This window comes from Micromonospora sp. NBRC 110037 (genome assembly GCF_001652995.1).
In the GTDB taxonomy this organism is placed as follows: domain Bacteria; phylum Actinomycetota; class Actinomycetes; order Mycobacteriales; family Micromonosporaceae; genus Micromonospora; species Micromonospora chalcea.
In genome coordinates this window covers 273,684-298,334 of record NZ_BBVA01000003.1, presented here as the reverse complement: position 1 = coordinate 298,334, position 24,651 = coordinate 273,684, and the positions used below count along the sequence as shown (strand labels likewise).

General features: G+C 73.4%; 25 protein-coding genes. 17 read left to right on the top strand and 8 right to left on the bottom strand.

Annotated features, from left to right (window positions below; genetic code table 11):
* Positions 1-7 precede the first annotated feature (7 nt).
* The 3 genes from mshA to A4R25_RS11355 all read left to right on the top strand — a co-directional run bounded on the left by mshA (position 8) and on the right by A4R25_RS11355 (position 2,970).
* Positions 8-1,369: a D-inositol-3-phosphate glycosyltransferase gene (mshA, locus tag A4R25_RS11365; protein ID WP_043328056.1), complete on the top strand. Its 1,362-nt coding sequence runs from the start codon at positions 8-10 to the stop codon at positions 1,367-1,369.
* 45 nt (positions 1,370-1,414) lie between these two features.
* A complete protein-coding gene (locus A4R25_RS11360) occupies positions 1,415-1,948 on the top strand; it encodes a YbjN domain-containing protein (RefSeq protein ID WP_043328058.1) in 534 nt (177 codons plus the stop codon).
* 77 nt (positions 1,949-2,025) lie between these two features.
* Positions 2,026-2,970 carry a hypothetical protein gene (locus A4R25_RS11355; RefSeq protein ID WP_064446689.1) on the top strand — a complete coding sequence of 315 codons (945 nt, stop codon included), beginning with the start codon at positions 2,026-2,028 and terminating at the stop codon, positions 2,968-2,970.
* A 374-nt stretch (positions 2,971-3,344) separates the two neighbouring features.
* On the opposite strand, the gene A4R25_RS11350 is transcribed toward A4R25_RS11355, so the two are convergent.
* Both A4R25_RS11350 and A4R25_RS11345 read right to left on the bottom strand, forming a co-directional pair.
* A complete protein-coding gene (locus tag A4R25_RS11350) occupies positions 3,345-4,595 on the bottom strand; it encodes an MFS transporter (protein WP_043328060.1) in 1,251 nt (416 codons plus the stop codon).
* A gap of 80 nt (positions 4,596-4,675) precedes the next feature.
* Positions 4,676-6,001: an MFS transporter gene (locus tag A4R25_RS11345; protein ID WP_064446688.1), complete on the bottom strand. Its 1,326-nt coding sequence runs from the start codon at positions 5,999-6,001 to the stop codon at positions 4,676-4,678.
* A 150-nt stretch (positions 6,002-6,151) separates the two neighbouring features.
* On the opposite strand from A4R25_RS11345, the gene A4R25_RS11340 reads away from it, so the two are divergent.
* Positions 6,152-6,919 carry a phosphoglyceromutase gene (locus tag A4R25_RS11340; RefSeq protein ID WP_043328063.1) on the top strand — a complete coding sequence of 256 codons (768 nt, stop codon included), beginning with the start codon at positions 6,152-6,154 and terminating at the stop codon, positions 6,917-6,919.
* A gap of 104 nt (positions 6,920-7,023) precedes the next feature.
* Here the strand turns inward: A4R25_RS11340 and phoU are convergent, their stop codons facing one another.
* A complete protein-coding gene (gene phoU / locus A4R25_RS11335; RefSeq protein WP_064446849.1) occupies positions 7,024-7,668 on the bottom strand; it encodes a phosphate signaling complex protein PhoU in 645 nt (214 codons plus the stop codon).
* 199 nt (positions 7,669-7,867) lie between these two features.
* Between phoU and A4R25_RS11330 the strand changes: the two genes are divergently transcribed.
* From A4R25_RS11330 to A4R25_RS11320, 3 genes are all read left to right on the top strand, one after another.
* Positions 7,868-9,160 (top strand): cell wall metabolism sensor histidine kinase WalK, encoded by a 1,293-nt coding sequence (locus A4R25_RS11330; protein ID WP_043328065.1) that lies wholly within the window; start codon positions 7,868-7,870, stop codon positions 9,158-9,160.
* Positions 9,161-9,181: 21 nt separating this feature from the next.
* On the top strand, positions 9,182-9,865 hold the full coding sequence (locus A4R25_RS11325; RefSeq protein WP_030504594.1) for a response regulator transcription factor: 684 nt from the start codon (positions 9,182-9,184) through the stop codon (positions 9,863-9,865).
* A gap of 1,013 nt (positions 9,866-10,878) precedes the next feature.
* Positions 10,879-11,454 carry a hypothetical protein gene (locus A4R25_RS11320; RefSeq protein WP_064446687.1) on the top strand — a complete coding sequence of 192 codons (576 nt, stop codon included), beginning with the start codon at positions 10,879-10,881 and terminating at the stop codon, positions 11,452-11,454.
* 40 nt (positions 11,455-11,494) lie between these two features.
* Here A4R25_RS11320 and A4R25_RS11315 read toward each other — a convergent pair whose 3' ends face one another.
* On the bottom strand, positions 11,495-12,301 hold the full coding sequence (locus A4R25_RS11315; protein WP_043328070.1) for a hypothetical protein: 807 nt from the start codon (positions 12,299-12,301) through the stop codon (positions 11,495-11,497).
* 74 nt (positions 12,302-12,375) lie between these two features.
* Here A4R25_RS11315 and A4R25_RS11310 point away from each other — a divergent pair, with 74 nt between their 5' ends.
* Positions 12,376-13,320 (top strand): Ppx/GppA phosphatase family protein, encoded by a 945-nt coding sequence (locus A4R25_RS11310; protein WP_043328071.1) that lies wholly within the window; start codon positions 12,376-12,378, stop codon positions 13,318-13,320.
* Between the two features lie 75 nt (positions 13,321-13,395).
* Positions 13,396-14,202: a sugar phosphate isomerase/epimerase gene (locus A4R25_RS11305; protein ID WP_064446686.1), complete on the top strand. Its 807-nt coding sequence runs from the start codon at positions 13,396-13,398 to the stop codon at positions 14,200-14,202.
* Between the two features lie 22 nt (positions 14,203-14,224).
* On the opposite strand, the gene A4R25_RS11300 is transcribed toward A4R25_RS11305, so the two are convergent.
* The 3 genes from A4R25_RS11300 to A4R25_RS11290 are packed head-to-tail and all read right to left on the bottom strand — an operon-like array spanning position 14,225 to position 16,257.
* Entirely contained in the window at positions 14,225-14,791 is a 567-nt protein-coding gene (locus tag A4R25_RS11300) for a CGNR zinc finger domain-containing protein (RefSeq protein ID WP_018787720.1), read from the bottom strand.
* Positions 14,792-14,810: 19 nt separating this feature from the next.
* Positions 14,811-15,977, bottom strand: coding sequence for a glutathionylspermidine synthase family protein (locus A4R25_RS11295; protein WP_043328075.1), 1,167 nt, complete (start codon positions 15,975-15,977; stop codon positions 14,811-14,813).
* Between the two features lies 1 nt (position 15,978).
* Complete coding sequence (locus A4R25_RS11290; RefSeq protein WP_223201299.1) at positions 15,979-16,257, bottom strand: hypothetical protein; 279 nt, start codon at positions 16,255-16,257, stop codon at positions 15,979-15,981.
* A 118-nt stretch (positions 16,258-16,375) separates the two neighbouring features.
* Between A4R25_RS11290 and A4R25_RS11285 the strand changes: the two genes are divergently transcribed.
* Complete coding sequence (locus tag A4R25_RS11285; protein WP_064446685.1) at positions 16,376-17,296, top strand: proline dehydrogenase family protein; 921 nt, start codon at positions 16,376-16,378, stop codon at positions 17,294-17,296.
* A gap of 1 nt (position 17,297) precedes the next feature.
* Here the strand turns inward: A4R25_RS11285 and A4R25_RS11280 are convergent, their stop codons facing one another.
* Positions 17,298-17,615, bottom strand: coding sequence for a hypothetical protein (locus tag A4R25_RS11280; RefSeq protein ID WP_064446684.1), 318 nt, complete (start codon positions 17,613-17,615; stop codon positions 17,298-17,300).
* 77 nt (positions 17,616-17,692) lie between these two features.
* On the opposite strand from A4R25_RS11280, the gene A4R25_RS11275 reads away from it, so the two are divergent.
* The 7 genes from A4R25_RS11275 to A4R25_RS11245 all read left to right on the top strand — a co-directional run bounded on the left by A4R25_RS11275 (position 17,693) and on the right by A4R25_RS11245 (position 24,610).
* Positions 17,693-18,487 carry an alpha/beta fold hydrolase gene (locus tag A4R25_RS11275; protein WP_064446683.1) on the top strand — a complete coding sequence of 265 codons (795 nt, stop codon included), beginning with the start codon at positions 17,693-17,695 and terminating at the stop codon, positions 18,485-18,487.
* On the top strand, positions 18,480-19,049 hold the full coding sequence (locus A4R25_RS11270; protein ID WP_064446682.1) for a TetR-like C-terminal domain-containing protein: 570 nt from the start codon (positions 18,480-18,482) through the stop codon (positions 19,047-19,049). Before A4R25_RS11275 ends, A4R25_RS11270 begins: the two co-directional genes overlap by 8 nt.
* Positions 19,046-19,381, top strand: coding sequence for a YrdB family protein (locus tag A4R25_RS11265; protein ID WP_064446681.1), 336 nt, complete (start codon positions 19,046-19,048; stop codon positions 19,379-19,381). Before A4R25_RS11270 ends, A4R25_RS11265 begins: the two co-directional genes overlap by 4 nt.
* Before the next feature lie 116 nt (positions 19,382-19,497).
* On the top strand, positions 19,498-21,111 hold the full coding sequence (locus A4R25_RS11260) for a hypothetical protein (RefSeq protein WP_064446680.1): 1,614 nt from the start codon (positions 19,498-19,500) through the stop codon (positions 21,109-21,111).
* 30 nt (positions 21,112-21,141) lie between these two features.
* On the top strand, positions 21,142-22,539 hold the full coding sequence (locus A4R25_RS11255) for an efflux RND transporter periplasmic adaptor subunit (protein WP_064446679.1): 1,398 nt from the start codon (positions 21,142-21,144) through the stop codon (positions 22,537-22,539).
* Positions 22,536-23,429: an ABC transporter ATP-binding protein gene (locus tag A4R25_RS11250; RefSeq protein WP_064446678.1), complete on the top strand. Its 894-nt coding sequence runs from the start codon at positions 22,536-22,538 to the stop codon at positions 23,427-23,429. Before A4R25_RS11255 ends, A4R25_RS11250 begins: the two co-directional genes overlap by 4 nt.
* A complete protein-coding gene (locus A4R25_RS11245) occupies positions 23,426-24,610 on the top strand; it encodes an ABC transporter permease (RefSeq protein WP_064446677.1) in 1,185 nt (394 codons plus the stop codon). The genes A4R25_RS11250 and A4R25_RS11245 overlap by 4 nt, the downstream gene beginning before the upstream one ends.
* Positions 24,611-24,651: the final 41 nt, after the last annotated feature.

Here is a 24,651-nt window from a genome sequence, read left to right as displayed (position 1 = left end):
AGCGGACGTGGCGGATTTGCACACCGGTGTCGGTCGTCAGCGAGGTGCCCTGCCGTGGCCGCGGCCGCGCCGTATCGCCACGCTCTCGGTGCACACGTCGCCGCTGCACCAGCCCGGCACCGGTGACGCGGGGGGCATGAACGTCTACATCCTGGAGGTGGCCCGGCGGCTGGCCGAGGCCGACGTCGAGGTGGAGATCTTCACCCGGGCCACCGCCGGTGACCTGCCCCCGGTGGTCGAGGTGGCGCCCGGCGTGTCCGTCCGGCACGTCACCGCCGGGCCGCTGGAGGGGCTGACCAAGGAGGAACTGCCGGGCCAGCTCTGCGCCTTCACGGCCGGGGTGCTGCGCGCCGAGGCGGCCCGCCCGCCGGGCCACTACGACCTGATCCACTCGCACTACTGGCTCTCCGGCCAGGTCGGCTGGCTGGCCAAGGAGCGCTGGGGCGTACCGCTGGTGCACACCGCGCACACGCTGGCGAAGGTCAAGAACGCCCGCCTCGCCGCCGGGGACCGCCCCGAGCCGAAGGCCCGCGTGATCGGCGAGGAGCAGGTGGTCACCGAGGCGGACCGGCTGGTCGCCAACACCCGGGTCGAGGCCCGTGATCTGCTCGACCGGTACGCGGCCGACCCGGACCGGGTGGCGATCGTGGAACCCGGCGTCGACCTGGAGCGGTTCCGTCCCGCCGTCGGTGACCGGGACGCCGCGACCCGGGCCGCACGCCGCCGGCTCGGCCTGCCGGCCGACGGGTACGTGGTCGCGTTCGTCGGCCGCATCCAGCCGCTCAAGGCGCCGGACGTGCTGGTCCGTGCCGCCGCCGCGCTGCGTGAACGGGATCCGGCGCTGGCCGACGAGCTGACCGTGGTGATCTGCGGCGGGCCCAGCGGCAGTGGCCTGGACCGGCCCACCGCCCTGATCGAGCTGGCGCACGCGCTCGGCATCGCCGACCGGGTGCGTTTCCTGCCGCCGCAGACCGGCGCGGACCTGCCCGCTCTCTACCGCGCCGCCGACCTGGTCGCGGTGCCGTCGCACAACGAGTCGTTCGGCCTCGTGGCGCTGGAGGCCCAGGCGTGCGGCACGCCGGTGCTGGCCGCCGCCGTGGGCGGCCTGGTCACCGCGGTACGCGACGGCGTCAGCGGCATGCTCATCGACGGCCACGACCCGGTCGACTGGGCCCGGGCGCTGGCGCGCCTGCTGCCCGATCCGGTACGCCGTGCCGCGCTGGGCCGGGGCGCCGAGCGGCACGCCCGGGACTTCTCCTGGCACCGCACCGCCTCCGGCCTGCTCGCCGTCTACGGGGAGGCGATCACCGAGCACCGGGCCCGGCTGGCGCGGCGGCTCGGCGACCCGGCGATGCTGTGCTCCTGGTGATCACCCGTCCGGCGGCCCCGGTCGACCGGTCGTAGAGTGGGTGCGATGAGCCGCAGGAGTGAGGTCGCCGCGCTGATCGAGTCCGTCTGCGCCGAGCGCGAGCTGGAGTGGGAGTCGACCGGCGAGGCGTCGTACGCGGTGACCCTGCCGGGCACGCACAAGCTCAAGACGATCTGCAACCTGATCGTGGGCGAGCACGCGCTGCGGGTCGAGGCGTTCGTGATGCGCCAGCCCGACGAGCGCCGCGAGGAGCTGTGGGCCTGGCTGCTGCAGCGCAACGCCCGCATGTACGGCGTCTCGTTCTCCATCGACGCGGTCGGCGACGTCTACCTGACCGGTCGGGTCAACCTGGCCGGGGTCGACGCCGACGAGCTGGACCGGCTGCTGGGCTCCGTGCTGACGTACGCCGACGAGTCGTTCGACAGCATGCTGGAGATCGGCTTCGGCACGGCCATCCGCCGGGAGTGGGAGTGGCGGGTCAAGCGCGGCGAGTCGACTGCCAACCTGGCCGCGTTCGCGCACCTCTTCGAGCCGTCCGCCACTGCCGGATCGCCCGCCGGAGGTTCGGAGCCCTCCTGACGGGTATGCCGCCCCGCGCGGTGCGGAGCATTGGGACCCACCGCGGGCCGAGGACGGACTGTCGAGGAGCGTGTCCCATGGCTCAGCGCAACAGCTCAGGTCGCGGCACGACTGCGACCCGGACCAAGCGGCAACCCGGCAACCAGACGCCGAACACCCCGAGGGTGTCGGAGTCGGCGATATCCCGGATGAAGGTGGACGACATCCGCAGCCAGCTCAAGCGGCGCGGGGTCTCCGGGATCTCCGCGCTGCGGAAGCCGGAACTCGTGAAGACCCTGGCGCGGACGATGCGCGGGGAGGGCGGCGCCGCGCGGCGCAGCTCCGGACCGGCCGGGCGGCCGGCCGCGACCCGCAAGAGCACCGCCGCGAAGAAGACCACTGCCCGCCGGGCCACGTCGCCGGCCAAGTCCGCGCCGGCCGCGCGGGCCACCGGTGCCAGGGCCAAGGCGACGGGTACGCGCAAGGCGGCCCCGCCCCGCGCCAAGGCCACCTCGTCGCGGGCGACCGCGACGCGCGCGAAGGCGGCTCCGTCCCGCGCGAAGGCCGCGCCCGCCCGGGCGAAGAAGGCGGCTCCGTCGAGGGCGAAGACCGCTCCTTCGCGCGCCAAGGCGGCACCGGCCCGGAAGGCGACGTCGGCTCGGGCGCAGAGCGCGCCGACCCGTGGGCCGGCGTCCAGCCGGTCGATCGGATCGTCGCAGCTCATCACGTCGCTCGCGGACCGGCCGGAGCGTCCGGGCCGCAGCCTGGTCACCCGTAACCACGAGGTGATCCAGCGCTGGGCGCGGGCGCGGGGCGCGAAGCCGGCCACCATCGCCGGCACCGAGCGTGCGGGCCGGCCCGGGGTGCTGACGTTCAACATCCCCGGCTACCGGGAGAGCAGCCGGATCCGGGAGATCACCTGGGACGACTGGTTCCGGACGTTCGACCTGCGGCGGCTGAACCTGATCTACCAGGAGCAGATGCGGGACGGGCGGCAGAGCAACTTCTTCCGGACCGAGAACCCGAATCGCGAGGACGGCTGAGGTTTACGGGAATGGACCCCGGGAACCCGGTGTTTGCCATCCCAGGGACCGCAGCACGGACAGCCGGATTCCCGACACGGACGCTGTGACGGGCAAGACAGCGATCTGGGTTGAATCCGGAATCTGGGCGAACTAACTTTATTGCACCGCGTCACGCTTGTTTCCGTTCGGGGGAGCGGTGGATCGATCAGATCCGCGCAGGCGAGATGCGAAGATCGGGTGGAGCACGCCGTTGGGGGACGGTGCCACCCGTGGAACCGGCGGCGCGAGCGGGCGACGCTTACGGGGGTGAGTGTCGCCCGCCGCCGCCGGGCGTACGGTCAGAGCGCCCATCTCGACGGGGGTCGGGATGGGCGCTCTGCCGTTGTCGGCGCTCAGCGGGCAGACGAGACCGGTTCCACGGCTGCCGCCCGCAGCGCGGCCACCCGGCGCTCCCGGGGCGGCCCGGCGAGCAGGTGCCCGGCGGCGGCCAGCAGCCCGAGCGCGCCGACCACCAGCCAGTGCCGCTCGCCCAGATGTTCCAGGCTGAGCCCGCCCAGCGCCGGCGCGACGAACGACGCGGCCGGGAACGTCAGGTAGAACACCGACTGGTAGCGGGCCCGCAGCTCGGGTGGGGCGAGGTCGGCGTTGATCTGCGCGTTCGGCGGTGCGGCGAGCATCTGCCCGGCCGTCCAGACCACCGCCGCGCCGAGGTAGAGCGGCAGCCCGTCGGCGACTGTCAGCGTGCCGAACCCGAGCGCCATCAGAGCGGTGGAGGCGGCCAGCACCGTCGACTTGCGGTACGGCTCGATGAGCCGGGGCACGAACAGCTGCCCGACCACGATGAGCGCCCCGCCGAGCGCCACCACCAGCCCGTACGCCGACGGGCGCAGGCCGTCCGCGCGCATCGCCAGCGGCATGATCGTCGAGGTCTGCATGGTCAGCACTGCCAGCAGGAACGTCAGCCCGACGAACACCAGGAACGTGCGGTCGGTGAGCGCGGTGTGCAGCCCGGGACGGCGTCCCATCACCGCCCGTGGCGTGAGCGCCGGCCGCCGGGTGAGCGTCTCCGGCACCTTCAGCGCGATCACCACCGCCGCCGCCAGCGTGGCTGCGGCGTCGACCAGGAACAGCGCGGTGAAGCTGGCCTCGGCGAGGATTCCGGCCAGCAGCGAGGCCACCGCCATGCCCAGGTTGAACGCCCAGAACTGCAGGTTGAACGCGCGGGAGCGGCGCGCCTCGGGTACCACGTCCACGATGGCCGCCACGAACGCCGGGCTGGGCATCGAGTGCGCCACCCCGACCAGCGTGGCGAGTACGGCGATCACCGCCAGGTGCGTGGTGAACGCCAGCGCCGCCATCAGCCCGGCGGCGACCAGGTGGGCGGCGAGCAGCGTGGCCCGCCGTCCCCAGCGGTCCGCCAGCACACCGCCGAGCAGCGTGCCGGCCGCGCCGCCGATCCCGTACGCGCCGACCACCAGCCCGGCCAGCGACGGCGGGGCGCCCCGCGCGACGGTCAGGTACAGCGACAGGAACAGCAGCGCGAACGCGCCGGCCCGGTTGATCAGCAGGCCGGACCAGAGGTACCAGAACGTGGCGGGGAGCCCGCCGGCCGTGTCGTCCCACCAGCGCCGCAGGCCGTGCACCAGTCCTCCAGGAAGGTTTCCTTACCGATTCCGTCCCGTACGGTATCCACCCGCCTCGGGGCGGTTGCGTCGGGGCGTACTCAGGAACCGGCCCGGACCGGCGCGGCGGGTGCGGTGGCCGCGGCCTCGGCCGCCTCGGGCGCCGGGGATGCGGTGGCGGTGACCGGCGCGACCGGCGTGCCCACTGCGCGCAGCGCGAGCGCGCGGCGCTCCCGGGCCGGGCCGGAGATCAGGTGGGCGACGGCCGCCACGACGCCGATGCCCGCGCAGCCGAGCCAGAGCGTGCTGTTGCCGGCTTGCTCGCGGACCAGGCCGCCGAGGATCGGCGCGGCGGCGCCGGCGAGCTGCCAGGACAGCGAGAAGACGCCCTGGTAGCGGCCGCGCAGCGCGGTCGGCGACAGCTCCGCGATCAGGGTGGCGTTGGACGGCGAGTTGAGCATCTCGCCGACGGTCCAGATCAGCACGGTCAGGCCGTAGAGCCAGACCGTGTCGGCGAACGCGGTGAGCCCGAAACCGGCGCCCATCACCAGCGACGCGAGCGCCAGCACGTGCGAGCGGCTGCGGCCCTTGATGAGCCGGGGTACGAAGAGCTGGCCGACCACGATGAGGACGCCGTTGAGCGCGATCACCGAGCCGTACGTGGCGGGGCTGAGCCCGGAGTCGCCCATGGCGATCGGCAGCATCGAGATGTGCTGGAGGAACACCAGCGCGGCGAGCAGGTTGAGCGCGACGAAGCCGAGGAACACCCGGTCGGCGAGGATGGTGCGCAGCGCGCCGGCCGGCGACGGCATCCCCTTGACCGGCAGTGCGGTGACCGGGCCGCGGGTCTCGCCGACCTTGGCGAAGATGATCAGCGCGGTCACGAGTGTGGTGGTCGCGTTCACCAGGAACAGCAGCAGGTAGCTGCCCTGGGCGGCGAAGCCGGCGAGCACGGCGGCGCAGGCGAAACCGAGGTTGATGGCCCAGTAGTTCAGCGAGAAGGCGCGCAGCCGGTCCTTGTCCGGCACCACGTCGACCATCATCGCGCCGAAGGCCGGGCGGGCCGCCTCGGCGAACGCGCCGAGCAGCAGCGCGCCCACGGCGACCGCCCAGAGCGGCCGGGCGAGGCCCAGCGCGATCATCATGCCCGCCGCGCCGACGTGCGCGACGAGCAGCGTGGGCCGCCGTCCCCAGCGGTCGGTCAGGGTGCCGCCGATGGTGGTGCCGACCGCGCCGCCGGCGCCCCAGAGACCGATCACCAGACCGGCCTGGGCGGCGGAGAAGCCGCGTTCCTGGGTCAGGTAGATGGCCAGGAAGATCAGGACGAACGAGCCGAGCCGGTTGATCAGCGTGCCGGCCCAGAGGTACCAGAACGTCCGTGGCAGGCCACCCGCCGTGTCCTGGAACCAGCCTCGTACCGTCCGCATCCCGACGCCCCCGTGTGGTAATGACCGATCTGTTTAGAACGCCTTACAACCTAGTGCCGGGCCGGAGCCGTGGTCATCAGGTTTTCCACGTGGTGGTCGTCACGACCGGTCGGCGCGTGTCCGTCGCGCCGGTACGGCAGGATGATCGGCATGACTGCGAGCGAGGGGCCCACCGTCGGGACGCTGGTCCTGCTGCGGCACGGCGAGAGCGACTGGAACGCCAAGAACCTCTTCACCGGCTGGGTCGACGTCGACCTGACCGCCAAGGGAGAGACCGAGGCGCGGCGCGGCGGCGAGCTGCTCCGCGAGCACGACCTGCTGCCGGACGTGGTGCACACGAGCCTGCTGCGCCGGGCCATCCGCACCGCCGAGCTGGCGCTGAACGCCGCCGACCGGCACTGGATCGCGGTGCGCCGGTCGTGGCGGCTCAACGAGCGCCACTACGGCGCCCTGCAGGGCAAGAACAAGAAGCAGACCCTCGACGAGTACGGCGAGGAGCAGTTCATGCTCTGGCGCCGGTCGTACGACACGCCGCCGCCGCCGATCGACGACGCGGACGAGTGGTCGCAGGTCGGCGACCCCCGGTACGCGCTGTTGCCGACCGAGCTGATGCCGCGCACCGAGTGCCTGAAGGACGTCGTCGACCGGATGCTGCCCTACTGGTACGACTCGATCGTGCCGGACATCCTGGCCGGCCGGACGGTGCTGGTGGCCGCGCACGGCAACTCGCTGCGCGCCCTGGTCAAGCACCTCGACCAGATCTCCGACGAGGCGATCGCCAAACTGAACATCCCCACCGGCATCCCGCTGCGCTACGACCTGGACGCCGACCTGCGTCCCCAGGTGCTCGGCGGGACGTACCTGGACCCGGACGCGGCCAAGGACGCCGCCGCCGCGGTAGCCAACCAGGGCCGCTGAGCTTGATGTAAGGAAGGGCCCCTTTTTAACGTCTGCGGTAGAGGAAGGGCCCCTTATTAACGCTCGCTGTTAATAAGGGGCCCTTCCTTGCGTGCGGGCCGGGGTCAGGCGGACGTCGAACCGGTGATCAGGTAGACCACGTGCTCGCCCGCGTTCACCGCGTGGTCGGCGAAACGCTCGTAGAAGCGGCCCAGCAGCGTCGCGTCGATCGCCGTCTCCACCCCGTACGGCCAGTCGTCGCCGAGCAGCACACCGAACAGGCTCCTGTGCAGGTCGTCCATCGCGTCGTCGTCGCCGTCCAGCTCGGCGGCCACGTCGGCGTCCGGCTTGGCCAGCACGGCGCCGATCTTCTCGGCCATCCGGTCGGCGATCCCGGCCATGTCGGTGAAGACCGGCCGCAGCTCCGCCGGGACGGCCGGGGACGGGTGCCGGCGCAGCGCCGTCTTGGCCACGTGGTCGGCCAGGTCGCCCATCCGTTCCAGATCGGCTGCCACGTGCAGCGCGGTGATCATGGCACGCAGGTCGGAGGCGACCGGCGCCTGCCGGGCCAGCAGGTCGCAGACCCGCTCCTCCACGTGCCGGTACAGCTCGTCGATCTCGGCGTCCCGCGCGATCACCGTCTCGGCGGCCGTCCGGTCGGCGGTCAGCAGACCCTTCGTGGCCTGCCGCATGGCCGCGCGTACCGCCTCGGCCATGTCCACCAGCAACTGGCTGACAATCTGCAGGTCGGCCCGGAACTCGTCGCGCATCGTCACTTCCTGGGGTCGGTGCCGCGACCCCGAGGGGTACGGCGGGAGCAGGTGCGCGCCCCACGCTAGGCCGAACGGTCGGCACCAGGATGAACGTGGGTGAACGACGCGGGGCCCGCAGGTGAACTTTGCCGGAAGCGAGAGTGGTTCGTCCCTTTGTGCCCGATCCCTGGGTTAACAATGACCCTACGATCGCCGGGTGGAATGGGCGGTGGCGGTCGCGGTGGCCGTGGCGCTGGTGACCGGGCTGGTCGCCGGGGCGACGCTGTCCGGACCGGTTGAGCAGTGGCGGCGCCGGCGGGCGTCGCGGGGCGGCGGGACCACCCGTCGTGACGCAGGGAGGCCGACGATTCCGGACGACCAGCAGGGGGGCCTATCCGGGCTCGGACGCAAGACGATCGACTCGCTACGCGCCGGCGTGGTGGTGCTCGGCCCGGACGACGTGCCCGTCCTCGTCAACCCGGCCGCCCGGGCGATGGGTCTGCTGCGTACCGGGGCGACACCCGGCTCGATCGCGGCGCATCCGTTGATCCGTACCCTCGCCGGGCAGGTCCGCCGCACGGGCGTGCGGCGCGAGATCGAGCTGGACCTGCCCCGGGGCCGCGACGGCGGTGGCGACAACCCGCTCGGCGTGCACCTGCGGGCGATGGGACTGGGCTCCGGCTACGTCTCGATCGAGGCGGTCGACGTCACCGAGTCGCACCGTCTCGCCCGGGTACGCCGGGACTTCGTGGCTAACGTCAGCCACGAGCTGAAGACACCCATCGGCGCGCTGCAACTGCTCGCCGAGGCGCTCGTCGACGCCACCGAACCGGCCTCCGACGGCGCGCCCGACCTGTCCGAGGACCTGGTCGCCGCGCGGCGGTTCGCCGAGCGGATCCAGCACGAGTCGACCCGGCTCGGCCGCCTCGTGCAGGAGCTGCTGGAACTGACCCGCCTCCAGGGCGCCGAGCCGCAACCCGCGCCCGAGCCGGTCTCGGTGGACTGGGTGCTCGCCGAGGTCGTCGACCGCACCCGCACCGCGGCCGCCGCCCGCCGGGTGGAGATCGCCGTCGGCGGGCAGCGGGGCCTGACCGTGTACGGCAGCGACAGCCAACTCGCCACCGCGGTGGCGAACCTGGTGGAGAACGCAATCACCTACTCCGGCGAGGACACCACGGTCCGGGTGACGGTCACCGGAACCGACGAACACGTCGAGATCGCCGTGGCCGACCAGGGCATCGGCATCGCCCCGAACGACGTGGACCGGATCTTCGAGCGGTTCTACCGCGCCGACCAGGCCCGCTCCCGCGCGACCGGCGGCACCGGCCTGGGACTGGCCATCGTCAAGCACATCGCCAGCAACCATGGCGGCCGGGTGGACGTGTCGAGCACTCTTGGTGGGGGGTCGACGTTCACCCTCCGGTTGCCCGCCCGCCCCCCGGACGACCTGGAGACGACACTCGCCTCCGCTGGGATCGAGGCCGGCCCGGCCGAGCTCCGGCAGGTCTGACCACAGGAAAGGAAACACCCGTTGAGCCGCGTACTGGTGGTCGAGGACGAGGAGTCGTTCTCCGACGCCCTGTCCTACATGCTCCGCAAGGAGGGTTTCGAGGTCTCCGTCGCCGCGACGGGCACCGACGCCCTCACCGAGTTCGACCGGACCGGCGCCGACATCGTGCTGCTCGACCTGATGCTGCCGGAGATGTCGGGCACCGAGGTGTGCCGGCAGCTCCGGCAGCGCTCGCACGTGCCGATCATCATGGTCACCGCGCGGGACAGCGAGATCGACAAGGTGGTCGGCCTGGAGATCGGCGCCGACGACTACGTGACGAAGCCGTACTCGCCGCGTGAACTGGTCGCCCGCATCCGGGCGGTGCTGCGCCGGCAGAGCGCCGAGTCGAACGAGACGGGCGCGCCGACGCTCGCCGCCGGCCCGGTCCGGATGGACATCGAACGGCACGTGGTGACGGTCGGCGGCGCCGGGGTGCAGCTTCCGCTCAAGGAGTTCGAGCTGCTGGAGCTGCTGCTGCGCAACGCCGGGCGGGTGCTCACCCGCGGGCAGTTGATCGACCGGGTCTGGGGCGCCGACTACGTGGGCGACACCAAGACGCTGGACGTGCACGTGAAGCGGCTGCGCTCCAAGATCGAGCCGGAGCCGTCCGCGCCGCGCTACATCGTCACGGTCCGAGGCCTGGGCTACAAGTTCGAGCCCTGACCCCCCGGGCCGGCCACCCGCCCGTCCCCCCGTCCACGCCCCCGTCGATCTTGGAGTTGTGGCGCCCAGGATGCCCGGCTTGACACCTTTCACGAGGCACCACAACTCCAAGATCGCCGACCCTCGGGGCCTCCCGGGGGAGTTCTCGATCCCCACTCTCCGCCCAGCCCTCCCTCGATCGCGCGATCTTGCACATTGGTGCCCCGCAAACCGGGCAAATCGGGTGCCCAGAGGGCGCAAACTGCAAGATCGCGGGGCCGGTCGCGGCCGCTTCGCTCCCGTCCAGCGCACCGCCCTGCCCGCTCGCGTCGATCATGAACTTGGCCGCACTTGGTGTCCGTTATGTCACCGCCAACCTCATGATCAACCCGGTGTGGGGGCCTGGTGGAGGTTTGTTGGGCCTTGGAGTTGTGGTGCCCGGGATGCCCGGCTTGACGCCCTTCGTGAGGTGCCGCAACTCCAAGATCGCGGTGATCAAGGAGTTAGTGGGCTCGTGGGTGCCGGAAAGGGCCGCAAACTCCTTGATCAACAGGGCGTGGAGCGAGGCGGCCGGGCCGGGGCGCGGAGGGGGTTTGGCGTGTGTGGGCGGGGTGCCGGGTTCGGGGGTGGTGGGCGGCACTCTGGTGGCGGAATCGTGGGCGGGCCGGTGGCGTTGTAACCGGGTGAACGACCGAGCAAGGCCGCGCCCCGGAGCGCGTCGGCTGTGGGAACAGACCTCAGGCCCCGGTCGTTGAGTACGTGCGGCGGCGTGAGCCGCGGGGAATCATCCCGCTCGGCTGGTCGTTGAGCATGGTTCCGACGACGTGAGCCCCGCGCCGCACCCCCGACAGCGTGAGCTGGCCCGGGAATGATGCCGGGCCGACGGTCGTTGGACATGCTTCCGGCGCCGCGTAGAGGCCCCCAGCCCCGCGAGCAGCCGGGATCCCCTTTGAGACTTTCTTGAGCGCCTGACGGTGCCCACGCACCCCCGGTCCCCCCGGGGGGTGTGTCGACCCCCGAATGGAGCCCCCATCATGAACACGATTCTGCGTAAGAGCGTTCTGGGTATTGCTGGTCTGGCTTTCACCGGTGGCGTGTTCGCCGGCCCGGTCGCCGCCCACGCGGCCGACACCACCCACGCGGCAAAGCCGGTCACGGCCACCGTGCAGGGTGACAAGCTGATCCCGCACGGCGTGCAGGGCGCCCAGTCCCGCATCGACCTCAATGACGAGCAGACCAAGAACGTGAAGGCCATCATCGCGGCGACGAAGAAGGCCGGCATGGACGAGCGCGCCGCGGTCGTGTCGATCGCGACCGCCCTGCAGGAGTCGAAGCTGGAGAACCTCGGCCACCTCGGTGACCGTAACGACCACGACTCGCAGGGCCTGTTCCAGCAGCGCCCGTCCTCCGGTTGGGGCACGGTCGAGCAGATCACCGACCCCGAGTACTCCACGACCGCGTTCCTGAAGGGTCTGAAGCAGGTCGACGGCTGGCAGGACATGCCGCTGACCAAGGCCGCCCAGACCGTCCAGGTGAGCGCGTACCCGGACCACTACGCCCAGTGGGAGCAGCAGGCCGTCGACCTCGTCGCCGAGCACTGGAACAAGTAAGAGATATGAAGGCCGGCACCCCGAGACGGGGTGCCGGCCTTCACTCGCTTGCGGGGTGCGGGGCGATCTGACCCTGGCGCTGCCGGGCGGCGCACAGCTCGGCCAGCTTCGCGTACGCGGGCGCGCCGATCAGCGCGGTCAGCTCCGGCCCGTACGAGACGTACATCGGCTCGGCGCCGACGTGCGCGTCGGTCGAGGAGGTGCACCACCAGTCGAGGTCGTGCCCGCCCGCGCCCCAGCCGCGCCTGTCGAACTCGGCCAGCGTGGAGATCAGCACCTTCGTGTTGTCCGGCCGCTTGTGCCATTCCTGGTCGCGGCGTACCGGCAGTTGCCAGCACACGTCCGGCTTGTACTCCAGCGGGTGCACCCCGTCGCGCAGCGCCTGGGCGTGCAGCGCGCAGCCGCCACCGCCGGCGAAGTCGGCGTCGTTGAGGAACACGCACGGGGCGTCCACGTCGCGGGTGGCGGTACGCCGGGCCGGCGTCTTGCCGTCGACCGTGTCGTTCTCGGTCCAGTTCTTGAACCCGCGCCGGAAGTGCTGCCACGTCTCCGGCGTCAGCCGCTTCACCGCGGCCCGGACCCGCTTCTCGTCGTCGGAGTCGGTGAAGAACGCGCCGTGCGAGCAGCACCCGTCGGCGGCCCGTCCGGCGATGATGCCGTGGCAGCCCTGCCCGAAGATGCACGTCCAGCGGGAGAGCAGCCAGGTCAGGTCGGCGCGGACGACGTGCTTCGGGTCGGCCGGGTCGACGAACTCGATCCACTCCCGGGGAAAGTCCAGCCCGACCTCGCGGCTGCGCGGGTCCTCGGGGTCGTCCACCAGCACGTGAAGCTCGATCTGCCCTGTCACTCGGACCAGCGTACGCGCGGTGACCCCGCCCGGCCGCCGAGCCGACGAAACGTGTTGGCCCTAGGGTCTTTCCCATGCGACTGGGTGTCCTCGACGTCGGTTCCAACACGGTGCATCTGCTGGTGGTCGACGCCCACCACGGCGCGCATCCGTGGCCGGCGCACTCGGAGAAGGTGGTGCTGCGGCTGGCCGAGCAGATCGGTCCGGACGGCGCGCTCACCGTCGGTGGCGCGGACGGCCTGGTCAAGGCGGTCGGCATGGCCCGGGCGGCGGCGGACGGGCTGGGCGCCGAGGATCTGCTGGCGTTCGCCACGAGCGCTGTTCGCGACGCCACGAACGCCGCCGACGTGCTGGCCCGCGTCCGCGACGAGACGGGCGTACGCCTGGAGGTGCTCTCCGGGGCGGACGAGGCGCGGATGACGTTCCTGGCGGTGCGGCGGTGGTTCGGCTGGTCCGCCGGGCGGCTGCTGGCGATGGACATCGGCGGCGGCTCGCTGGAGCTGGCGGCCGGCATCGACGAGCACCCGGACGTGGCGATCTCGCTGCCGCTCGGCGCGGGCCGGCTGAGCCGGGAGCGGCTGGCGGTCGACCCGGCCGGCACGGCGCCGCCGTCGGCCGAGGCCGTGGAGGAACTGCGGGCGTACGTGGACGCGCAGCTCGACCCGGTGGTGGAGCAGTTGACGGCGGTGGGCTGGGAGCGTCCGGTCGCCACGTCGAAGACGTTCCGCACGCTGGCCCGGCTGGCCGGCGCCGCTCCCTCCGGTGCGGGCCTGTGGGCGCGGCGCAGCCTGACCCGTACCGGCCTGCGGCAGGTGCTGGGGTTCATCAGGCACATCCCGCCGGCCCAGTTGCCCGAGCTGGAGGGGGTGAGCGCGCAGCGGGCGCACCAGTTGCTCGCGGGCGCGGTGGTGGCCGAGGCGGTGATGCGGCGGCTCGGTGTGGACGGCGTGGACATCTGCCCGTGGGCGCTGCGCGAGGGCGTCATCCTGCGTCGGCTGGATCAGCTCGCGCCGATGTGACCGTACGAGCGCTCTGGGTTGCTTTGCGGTTGCTCGTCCCGATGCTCGCTGGCGGTTGGAGCTACCCTCGGAGGCGTGACCTACCGCGTTCCGGTACTCCTGTCCACGTCCTCGGTCTTCCCCGAACGGACCGCGGCGGCGTTCCAGCTCGCCGCCGAACTCGGCTACGACGGCATCGAGGTGATGGTCTGGACCGACCCGGTCAGCCAGGACGCGGGCGCGTTGCGCGGCCTCGCCGAGCACTACGGCGTCCCGGTGCTGTCGGTGCACGCCCCCTGCCTGCTGGTCACCCAGCGGGTGTGGAGCCCCGACCCGTGGGAGCGGCTGCGCAAGGCCGCCGAGCTGGCCGAGACGCTGGAGGCGCCGACTGTCGTGGTGCACCCGCCGTTCACCTGGCAGCGTGACTACGCGCGTACCTTCGCCGACGGGCTCGACACGATCGCCGGGCAGTTCGGCGGCCTGCACTTCGGGGTGGAGAACATGTACCCGGTGCGGATGGCGGGGCGGCAGTTCGTCCCGTACGCGCCGGGCTGGGACCCGACCGAGATCGGGTACGCCTCGTACACGCTCGACCTGTCGCACTGCGCTGCGTCGCACACCGACGCGATGGCGATGGCCGACCGGATGGGTTCCGGCCTGGCGCACGTGCACCTGGGCGACGGCACCGGCGAGGGGCGTGACGAGCACCTGGTGCCCGGTCGCGGCGGGCAGCCCTGCGCGGAGATGCTCCGCTCGCTCGCCGGCCGAGGGTTCAGCGGCACGGTGGCGGTAGAGGTGACCACCCGGGGCGCGAAGAGCCGGGCGGTCCGGGAGGCGGACCTGCGCGAGTCGCTGGAGTTCGCCCGGGCGAACCTGACCGCCGCCTCGCCGGTCGACGCCTGACCGGGGCGCGCCGCCCCGGAGGTCAGCTCACCGGGGACAGCGGCTGCGCCGGGACGGCCTGCTCGCCGACCGCGGCCCGCTTGCGGGCCCGATGCGCCGCCACGTGGGAGCGGGTGGCGCAGCGCTCGGAGCAGAACCGCCGGCAGCAGTTGGACGAGGTGTCCAGGTAGACGTTGCCGCAGCGGTCGTCGGCGCAGACGCCGAAGCGGGCGCTGCCGTACTCGCAGAGCCACACCGACAGGCCCCAGACCGCGCCGGCCAGGTATTCGGAGGAGACCGACGCGCCCCGGCTGGTCACGTGCATGTGCCAGTCGGAGGAGTCGTGGCCGGAGATGCGCGGCTGCACCGGGAACGCCTCCAGCAGCGCGTTCAGCTCCGCCACCGCTTCGTTGTCCCGGCCCGAGGTGCCGTACTCGAAGACGTCCCGGAGTCGCTTCTGCGCCCGCCGGAAGATCGCCAGGTCCCGTTCCGCGACTTCGTCGCGCATCCAGCCCTGCTCGTCCGAGAAGACAGCCCGTAGGCCGTCCAGGTCGTCCAGCCGGGCGTTGACGAGCTCGACCCCGGTCCGGGCGTACGCGTCGAAGTTCACGACACCAACGGTAGACGACTCACGGCAGACGCGGTGCGTCGATGTAGTGGGGCAGGAACCGCGCGTAACCGTCAGTGATGAGGCTCTCGCTCTCCCGTACGCCGGCGCCGGCTGACTCGCCGTCCACGATCCAGCTGCCGAGCACCGTCCGGTTGCCCTCGAACTCGGGCAACGCGCGGAACTCCTGGAAGCAGAAGCCCTCGTCGCCGTAGATCCCCGGGTTGGTGATCTCGGTGTCGGCGGTCACGATCCGTACCGAACCGCCTTCGCGGCCGAGCAGCGGCTTGGCCACGTACTCGGTCATGCCGCGCGGTGAGTCCAGGTACGCGGGCAGCAGGTAGTCGTGCCCCGGGTACAGCTCCCAGAGCACCGCCAGCAGCGCCTTGTTCGACAGCAGCAGCTTCCAGGCCGGCTCGATCCAGGTGGTGGGCGTGCCCGGGTCGAGCGCGGGCCGCCCGTACGGCTCGGCCAGCATCCACTCCCAGGGGTAGAGCTTGAAGCAGGTGGTGATCGGGCGGTCGTCGGCGTCGACGAAGCGCCGCCCGTCCCAGCCGACCTGCTGGATCGGCATGAGCGTCACGTCCAGCCCGGCCTGGCGGGCCGTCTCGGCCAGGTAGCCGGCGGTGATCTGGTCCTCGCCCGACTCCTCTTCCTCGGACCAGAGCACGTGCGTCCGGCGCTCGTGCAGCCCGGCGCCGATCTTGGCCCACGCGCCGACCAGCCGTTCGTGCAGGCTGTTCCACTGGTCCGCGTCCGGGCGGGTGTGTTCCAGCCAGTACCACTGCACGATGCTCGCCTCGACCAGCGCGGTCGGGGTGTCGGCGTTGTACTCCAGCATCTTCGGCGGGCCGCTGCCGTCGTACCAGAGGTCGAACCGGCCGTACAGCGTCGGCGGGCTCTCCCGCAGCGAGCGGGCGACCGCCTCGGCGGCCCATTCGGGGATGCCGAACTCGGCGTACCGGTTGCGGGCCACCACGTGCTCGGCGGCGGCCACCGACATCCGGTGCAGCTCCTCCGTCGCCTCCTCCAGGCGGAGCACCTCGTCGAGCGTGAACGAGTACGCGGCCGTCTCGTCCCAGTACGACATGACGTTGCCGTCGGGCAGCTCGGTGTCGACGTACACCAGGCCCTGGGCCCGGATGGTCTCGTCCCAGCCGGGGCGCGGCGTGCTGGCCTCGCGGCGCACGTCAGCCGCCGCAGGAGGCGAGGTGGCTGCCGAAGCCGCCGCGCTCGGGCAGCGCGGCGGTCGTCGGGGCCGGCTCGCCGCGCGCGGCGGTGGCGGTCGCCGGCACACGCAGGGCGACCGCGACGGTGTCGCCGCCCCCGCCGGCCGGTCCGAGCGCGCAGTCGTCATCGTCGTCGTCGTAGCCGTTGTTGCAGCCGGAGAGCGCGAGGGCGAGCGCGGTTAGCGCGCCGAGCTGCACGGAGGCCGAGCGGAGCCGCCGCCGGGGGTGTCGTCGATCCACGTGAACGTTGTAGCCGATCGACGCCAGCCGGGGGTGCCCGCCCCGGGTCCGCGCGCCGACCCGAGCGGGCCTCGGACGCGCCCGGCGGAGGGCCGGTGATGAGCGTTACGCTCGGCTCATGCTCCGTTCCGTCATCCTCGCCGCCTCCCGGTCTTCCCAGGTGGAGCGGCTCGTCGCGACGGCCCCGTTCACCCGGGACGTCGTCCGCCGGTTCGTCGCCGGCGCCGCCACCGACGACGCGCTGCGCGCCACCCGCGAGCTGGTCGCCGACGGCCAAGCGGTCACCCTCGACTACCTGGGCGAGGACACCACCACCCCGGAGCAGGCGAACGCCACCCGGGACGAGTACCTCACGCTGCTGAGCCGGCTCGGCGCCGCCGGGCTCACCCCGGCCGCCGAGGTCAGCGTGAAGCTGTCCGCGCTGGGCCAGATGTTCGACGAGCATCTCGCGTACGACAACGCGCGGGCGATCTGCGCGGCGGCCGAAGCGGCGGGCACCACCGTCACGCTGGACATGGAGGACCACACCACCACCGACTCGACGCTGGACATCCTGGCGAAGCTGCGCAAGGACCACCCGTCGACCGGGGCGGTGCTCCAGGCGTACCTGCGGCGGACCGAGTCGGACTGCCGGGAGCTGGCCTCCGCCGGGTCGCGCGTGCGGCTGTGCAAGGGCGCGTACAAGGAGCCGGAGTCGGTGGCGTACCAGTCGGCCCGCGAGGTGGACAAGTCGTACGTGCGCTGCATGAACGTGCTGATGTCCGGCGACGGCTACCCGATGCTCGCCACGCACGACCCGCGGCTGATCGCGATCGGCGAGGACCGCGCCCGCTGGTTCGACCGCGACCCGGCCCGGTTCGAGTTCCAGATGCTCTACGGCATCCGGCCGGAGGAGCAGCAGCGCCTGGTCGGCGAGGGCTACACGGTGCGGACCTACGTCCCCTACGGCGACCAGTGGTACGGCTACCTGATGCGCCGGCTCGCGGAGCGCCCGGCGAACCTGGCGTTCTTCGGCCGCGCGGTGCTGTCGAAGAAGTGAGTCAGTCGTTCGACCAGGCCCGGGTGCACAGCACGAGGCGGTAGCCGTCCGGGTAGGCGAACGTGACACCCCACCTGTCCCAGTACGGGCCGGCGGAGACCCTGGTCCCGCCGGCCCGTTCGATTCTCGGGACCAGTTCGTCGTCGGGTGGTCCGTCGAGGTAGAGCACGAAGAGGTCCTCGCCGGTGGGGCGCGGCTCGACCGCGAGCGTCGAGCCGCCGACCAGCTCCAGGTGCCAGCCGGCCCCGGGCAGGCCGAGCATCACCAGGTCGCGGCTCGGGCGGGCGAGGCGTACGTGGGTGTCGGCGGTGATCGGCATGTGCGGGATCGTGCGACCTCATCCCGGGTTGAGGTCAAGCTTGACGCATCTTGGCTAATAGCATTAGCTTTAAGGCTATGACAGTTAGCCAGGTGACGCGGGACGGCGGCACTATCGCGTACGAGGTGCACGGATCGGGCCCGCTCGTGGTGCTCGCGCACGGCATGGGCGAGAACCGGGCCGCCTTCCGGCACCTGACGCCCCGGCTGATCGCGGCCGGCTACCGGGTGGCGGCTGTCGACGTACGCGGGCACGGCGACTCCAGCCCGCGCTGGCCCACGTACGCCCCGGAGCACGTCGGCGGCGATCTGCTCGCCGTGGTGCGGGCGCTCGGCGGAGGCCCGGCCACCCTGGTCGGCAGCTCCTCCAGCGGCGCCGCAGTGGTCTTCGCCGCGGCCGAGGCGCCGGAGCTGGTCAGCGGCATCGTGCAGGTCGGCCCGTTCGTCGGCACGCCGAAGCCGAACCCGCTGATGCGGGCCGCGCAAGCCGTCGTGCTGCGCAGCCCTCGCCTGTTCGGGCTGTTCCACCGCACGCTGTTCCCCTGCGGACGCCCGGCGGACGACGCCGCGTACCGCAAGGAACTGGTCGCCAAGCTGCGCGGCCGGATGGCCGCCGTGCGCGGCGTGGTCGCGCCGGCCGACCCGCACTGGACCGCGCGGGCGCGTGACGTGCGCAGCCCGGTCCTGGTGCTGATGGGCACCAAGGACCCGGACTTCCCCGACCCCGGCGCGGAGGCGCGGGCCGCGCGACGACTGTTCGCCGTCGCCGAGGCGCGCATGATCGCCGACTCCGGCCACTACCCGCACGCCGACCAGCCCGACGCCACCGCCGCCGACCTGGTCGAGTTCCTGGCGGTGACCGCGCGTGCCTAGGGCCGGCCTGACCCCGGCCACAGTCGTGCGGGAGGCGGCCGTGCTCGCCGACGAGGTCGGCTACGAGAAGCTGACGCTGGCCGCGCTCGCCGCCCGGCTCGGCGTCGCGTTGCCCAGCCTCTACAAGCACGTGCGCGGCGTGGACGCGCTGCACCAGCAGCTCGCCGTGCTCGCCACCGCCGAGATCGCCGACGTGCTCACCACCGCCGCCGCGGGCCGGGCCGGTGGCGACGCGCTGCGCGCTGTCGCCGCCGCCTACCGGGCGTACGCGCGGCAGCACCCCGGCCGCTACCCGGCCGCCCAGCGGGCGCCCGACCCGGCCGACGCCGAACACCTCGCCGCCGGTGAGCGCGCGGTCGGCGCGATCCGGGCGATCCTGCTCGGGTACGGCCTCGACGGCGACGACGCGATCGACGCGATCCGGATGTTCCGGTCCGCCGTGCACGGCTTCGTCGCGCTGGAGGCGGCCGGCGGATTCGGGCTGCCCCGCGACACCGACCGCTCCTTCGACCAGCTGATCGCGGGCCTGGACCGCGCCTACCGTTCCTGGGGAGACCGATGACCGCGCTGCTGCTGGGCGTGATCTTCCTGCTGGAGCTGGCCCTGCTGGGCTCGGCCGGGTACTGGGGCTTCACGCTCGACGCCGGCTGGCCGCTGCGCCTGCTGGCCGGGCTCGGCGCGCCGCTGGTGATCGCCGTGGTGTGGGGACTGTTCTGCTCACCGCGCGCCGCCGTGACGCTGCCCGACCCGGCCAAGCTCGCCGTCCAGGCCGCCTGCTTCCTCACCGGCGGCGTGCTGCTCGCCCTGGCCGGTCATGCCGTGCCCGGCGTGGCCCTGGTGGCCCTCTGGGCAGCCGACAAGGCCACGCTGACGCTGACCGGCACCCCGATCTGAGAGATCTTGGAAGAATTCGGCCCCTCTGGGGGCCCTTTCCTTCCAAGATCTCGCAGCGCGGCGGAACAGTGGCGGGACTCTTTCCCGGAACGCCCGATTGGTCGTACCCTTCGCCGGTGACCGACGGCGACGAGCAGCCTCCCGGCCGGACGACGGACGGCGACGAGCATCGTCCCGCCGTCGATGCCGTCGATGCCGTCGACAAGGCGAGCGCCGCCGACGCGGTCGCGGCCAACCTCGGCGCCAACGCCGGCGCTGACGACACCCGCGCCGAGACCGCCCGCGCGGCTGACGCCGGCGCCGACAGCGCCGAGGTGGACGCCGCCGTTGACACCATTGCACCGGCACCGGCACCGGCACCGGCACCGGCACCGGCACCGGCACCGGCACCGGCACCGGACGCGGCGTCGTTGCCGCACCTCGTCGCGGTACCCGCGCCGTACCCCGTACCAATGGCGCACGTGGGCGAGCCGACGCGGGCGGTGCGGAAGCGGCGGCGCTGGCCGCTCTGGACCGCGCTCGGACTCGCGCTCGGCCTGGTGGCGGGCGCGGTGCCCGGCGTACTCCTGCGCGGGCCCGCGCAGGACGCGGCCGGACGGTCGGCCGCGAAGAGCGACCCGGGCACGGCGGCGCAGCGGCGGCTCGGCGAGCGGATGCTCGCGCTGCTGGACCGGCAGGCCACCGCGCTCGTCGGCGCCGACCGGGCCGGCTTCCTCGCCATCGCCGAACCGGCGGCACGGCCGGCCCTGAGCCGGCGGTACGCGGCGCTGCGGGCGCTGCGCGTCACCGTGTGGCGGCCGGCCGCCGACGGGGTGCCGGAGGCGGCCGACGGGCAGCCCGGACAGTGGCGGCAGACGATCACAGTGGGGTACTGCTTCGTGGCGCCGGGCTGCGCGCCGAGCACTGTGGAGCTGGACGCGCGCTGGCGGCTGGTGGGGGAGGAGCCCCGGCTGACCGCGCTGGAACCGTCCGGCACGGACCCGGCCGGTGTGCGGCCGTGGCAGGCGAACGACCTGGCCGTGACGGTCGGGAAGCGGGTGGTGGTGGCCACCACCACCGCCCAGCGGAGCAAGCTGCCCGGCCTGCTCGCCCAGGCCGAGGCGGCCGCCCGGGTCGCGGACCGGTACGCGGTCGGCGACGCGCGGCCGGACCGGTATCTCGTCTACTACGCCGGGAAGACCGAGTGGCGGCGCTGGTACGGCGGCGGCCGGCCGAAGTGGACCGCCGGGTACGCGGTCGGCGTCGGCGGTGGACGCCACGACGTCGTGCTCAACGCCCAGACCGTCACCCCGGACGGCGTCGACGACCTGCTGCGGCACGAACTCACCCACGCCGCCTCGCTGCCCGACCGGGGGTACGCCGACCGCGCGGACTGGTGGCTGGTGGAGGGGCTGGCCGAGTACGCCGGTGCGGACGGCCAGCCGGTCCACCGCTACGAGGGACTGACCGAGGTGCGCGACCTGCTGCGCGGCGGCTGGTCCGGGCGGCTGGAGGCGGTGGCGCCCGAGGCGGACGCGAGCGACAGCCGGGTCGGCGGCGCCTACGGCGTCGGCTACCTGGCCGTGCGGCACCTGGTCGACCGCTACGGCGAGCAGCGGATGCTCGACTTCTACCGGGCCGTGGTGCACGAGCGGCGGTCACCGGCGCAGGCCGCCGACGAGGTGCTCGGCGACCCGTGGTCGATGCTGCACGACGAGTGCGTCGCGTACGTGCGGGCCGTCGTCGGCTGACACGTCGACGCCTGTCGACGGGGTCGTAGCATGGGCCGGGTGGCCCGCACTCCCTCGCCGCGGCTGCCCGCGGCCCGCCGCCCCCGTCTCGTCACCGCGGTGCTCGCCGTCGTCGCGCTGACCGGCACGACCGCCGCGTCCTGCGGCGACGACGCCCCGGCGGTCACCGTCGCCGAGGTGGGCCGCGCGCCGGTCAGCGAGGTGATCGACGCGCCCGCCACAGTCACCGCGCGGGCCGCCGCCACCCTCACCGCGCCCGCCGACGGCACGCTCGCCCGTCTGCGGGTGCAGCCGGGGCAGCGGGTGAGCCGGGGGCAGGTACTCGCGGTGATCGACTCGCCGTCGGCCCGGGACCGCCTGGCGAAGGCGCGGGACGCGCTGCGCGCGGCGAAGCGGGCCGGGCGGGGCACCGGCACCGGCGACCTGGGCGGCAGCCGGCGCGGCACCGACCGGGCCGCCGACGAGGCGTTCGCCGCCGCCCGCGCCGCCGCGGGCAAGGTCGGCGACCCGCAGGTACGCGCCGCGCTGCTGCTCCAGGTCCAGTCGGCGCAGCGGCAGTACGAGTCGGCCGCCCGCGCCGCCGACCGGGCCGTGGCCCAGGTGCAGCGCGGCGTCGCCGGCCTGAACAGCGCCGTCGGCGCGCTGTCGGCCGCGCAACGACTCCAGGCCCAGCAGGCGTACGACCTGGCGAAGGCGACTGTGGACGCGTTGACGTTGCGCGCGCCGATCGCCGGTGTGGTGCAGCCGGGCGGCACCCGGTCGACGGCACCGGCCGACCTGGCCGGGCTGCTCGGTGCGGCGGGTGGCGCGGGGGTGCCCGGTCTCGACCCGTCGGCGCTGGCCGGTGGCGGGCAGGGCGGCCCGCCGCCGGGGGTGGACGACGCGATCCCGGCCGGTGGCCGGGTCACCGCCGGCACGCCGGTGCTCACCGTGGTGGACATCGGCCGGCTCGGCCTGCTCGCCGAGGTGGACGAGACCGACGTGCTGCTGGTCCGGGCCGGGGTGCCCGCCTCGGTCGAGCTGGACGCGGTGACCGGCGCGACGTACGACGCCACGGTGCGGTCAGTGGACGTGCTGCCGACCAGCTCGGCGCGGGGTGGCGTCACCTACCGGGTCCGGCTCGACCTGGGCGCCGGCCGCCTCGGTGAGGCCGAGGCCGCCCCGGCACCCCGCCCCGGCATGAACGCCGTGGTACGGCTGCGGGTGCGGGAGGCCGCCGACGCGGTGGCGGTGCCGGCGTCGGCGGTGTTCTCGGCCGACGGGCGGGACGCGGTCTGGGTGTTGCGGGACGGCCGGGCCGACCGGGTGCCGGTGACGGTGGGCGTGCAGGGGCAGGACCTGGTGCAGATCGTCGACGGCGTACGGGCCGGCGACCGGGTGGTGGTACGTGGCGCCGACCAGGTCCGCGACGGCCAGGAACTCCCGTGACCGAACCGGCGGTCGAGGCGGTCGACGTCTGGCGCACGTACGAGTTGGACGGCGTCTCGGTGTCCGCGCTGCGCGGCGTGTCGCTCACCATCGACCAGGGCGAGTACGTGGCGGTGATCGGCCCGTCCGGCTCGGGCAAGTCGACGCTGATGCACCTGCTCGGCGGGCTGGACCGGCCCAGCGGCGGCCGGCTGGTGATCGGCGGCCGGGACGTCACCACGCTCACCGCCCCGGAGCTGGCGACGCTGCGCAACGAGACGATCGGCTTCGTGTTCCAGGCGTTCCATCTGCTGGCTCGTACGTCGGCGGTGGACAACGTGGCGTTGCCGCTTGTCTACCGGGGCGTCGGGGCGCGGCAGCGGCGGGAGCGGGCGGCGGCGATGCTGGGCCGGGTCGGGCTCGGCCACCGGCTGCACCACCGGCCCAACCAGCTCTCCGGCGGCGAGCAGCAGCGGGTGGCGATCGCCCGCGCGCTGGTCACCGAACCGGCGGTGCTGCTCGCCGACGAGCCGACCGGCAATCTGGACAGTGCCACCGGCGAGGCGGTGCTGGAGCTGCTGGAACAGCTGAACGCCGAGTCCGGGGTGGCGCTGGTGATGGTGACCCACGACCAGGAGGTGGCCGCCCGGGCACGCCGGCGGATCGCGGTGCGGGACGGCCTGATCCGCTCGGACAGCGCTCATGATCGACCGCCGTCGGACGGCTCCGGCGTACCTGCGACACTGGACCCCGCTCCCAGCGCGGAGCCCCGGTCCGTGTCCGGAAGCGGCCCGGGGCACCCGCCCGGTGGCTCCGGTGGCGCCGCCGGTGCCACCGGGCGCCTTCCGCGGCCCGGGGAGCGCCCTCGCGCCGAGCAGCGCCGTCCGCGGACCGGCGGGGACGCGGGATGAGGCTGGCCGAGGCGTGGCGGGTGGCGTGGGACGCGCTTCGCGCCAACCGGCTGCGCAGCGTGCTGACCATGCTCGGGGTGATCATCGGGGTGGCCTCGGTGGTGATCCTGGTGGCCATCGGCACCGGCACCAAACAGCAGGTCGAGCAGCAGGTCGAGGGGCTCGGCTCGAACCTGCTGCTGGTGGTGCCGGGCCGGATCGAGGTGGGCAACGCGCCGGTGGTCTCGCCGCTGGACCTCAGCGACGCCGACGCCGTCTCCCGGGTGGTCGGCGACCCCGGCCGGGTCGCGGTGACAGTGGCCTCCGGCGCGACCGCCCGGGCCGGCAACCGGTCCGACTTCACCACCGTGCAGGGGGTGCTGGAGACCACCCCGTCGGTGTTCACCAGGTCGCTGTCGCGGGGCCGCTACCTGACCGGGGCGGACGTCGACACCAGCCGCCGGGTGGCGGTGCTCGGCGACTCGGTGGCCCGGGCGCTGTTTCCCGACCGGGACCCGCTCGGTCAGCAGGTCACGCTGGCCGGCGTGCGGTTCCGGGTGATCGGCGTCTTCGCGCCGCTCGGGCAGAGCCTCGGCGTGGACCGGGACGACGAGGTGCACGTACCGGTGACGGCGGCGCAACGGCTGTGGGGCACCCAGCGCATCGACGGCATCGCGGTGAAGGCGCCGGACCGGGAGCGGATCGACGAACTCGGCGAGCGGATCGTCGCGGAGCTGTCCCGCCGGCACCCGGACACCGAGTTCAGCGCCGTCACCCAGCGGCAGATCCTCGGCGTGCTCGGCGACATCCTGGGCGTGCTCACCGGTGTGCTGGCCGCCATCGCGGGCATCTCGCTGCTGGTGGGCGGCGTCGGCGTGTCCAACATCATGCTGGTCTCGGTACGCGAGCGGACCCGCGAGATCGGCCTGCGCAAGGCGGTCGGCGCGCGTCCCCGGGACATCGGCGTGCAGTTCCTGCTGGAGGCGGTGCTGCTCACCTCGGTGGGCGGCCTGACCGGGATGGCGCTGGGCGTGGGCACCGCGCTGCTCGTCGACGCGCTCTCGCCGATCCCGGCGGCGATCACCTGGTGGTCGCTGGCGCTGGCGTTCGGCGTCTCCGCGGCGGTCGGCATCGTCTTCGGTGTGGTGCCGGCGCAGCGGGCCGGCCGGCTCGACCCGGTGGTGGCGCTGCGCGCCGAGTAGGCGTTACGGACGAGACACCCGTCCGGGCGAAAAACCCCTGG

What these genes read in the sequence shown, in the direction of transcription:
- A4R25_RS11360 (WP_043328058.1), top strand. Translation starts at nt 1,415, where the DNA reads ATGAGCCGCAGGAGTGAGGTCGCCGCGCTGATCGAGTCCGTCTGCGCC.
- A4R25_RS11355 (WP_064446689.1), top strand. Translation starts at nt 2,026, where the DNA reads ATGGCTCAGCGCAACAGCTCAGGTCGCGGCACGACTGCGACCCGGACC.
- A4R25_RS11345 (WP_064446688.1), bottom strand. Translation starts at nt 6,001, where the DNA reads ATGCGGACGGTACGAGGCTGGTTCCAGGACACGGCGGGTGGCCTGCCA.
- A4R25_RS11340 (WP_043328063.1), top strand. Translation starts at nt 6,152, where the DNA reads ATGACTGCGAGCGAGGGGCCCACCGTCGGGACGCTGGTCCTGCTGCGG.
- phoU (WP_064446849.1), bottom strand. Translation starts at nt 7,668, where the DNA reads ATGCGCGACGAGTTCCGGGCCGACCTGCAGATTGTCAGCCAGTTGCTG.
- A4R25_RS11320 (WP_064446687.1), top strand. Translation starts at nt 10,879, where the DNA reads ATGAACACGATTCTGCGTAAGAGCGTTCTGGGTATTGCTGGTCTGGCT.
- A4R25_RS11310 (WP_043328071.1), top strand. Translation starts at nt 12,376, where the DNA reads ATGCGACTGGGTGTCCTCGACGTCGGTTCCAACACGGTGCATCTGCTG.
- A4R25_RS11285 (WP_064446685.1), top strand. Translation starts at nt 16,376, where the DNA reads ATGCTCCGTTCCGTCATCCTCGCCGCCTCCCGGTCTTCCCAGGTGGAG.
- A4R25_RS11280 (WP_064446684.1), bottom strand. Translation starts at nt 17,615, where the DNA reads ATGCCGATCACCGCCGACACCCACGTACGCCTCGCCCGCCCGAGCCGC.
- A4R25_RS11275 (WP_064446683.1), top strand. Translation starts at nt 17,693, where the DNA reads ATGACAGTTAGCCAGGTGACGCGGGACGGCGGCACTATCGCGTACGAG.
- A4R25_RS11265 (WP_064446681.1), top strand. Translation starts at nt 19,046, where the DNA reads ATGACCGCGCTGCTGCTGGGCGTGATCTTCCTGCTGGAGCTGGCCCTG.
- A4R25_RS11255 (WP_064446679.1), top strand. Translation starts at nt 21,142, where the DNA reads ATGGGCCGGGTGGCCCGCACTCCCTCGCCGCGGCTGCCCGCGGCCCGC.
- A4R25_RS11245 (WP_064446677.1), top strand. Translation starts at nt 23,426, where the DNA reads ATGAGGCTGGCCGAGGCGTGGCGGGTGGCGTGGGACGCGCTTCGCGCC.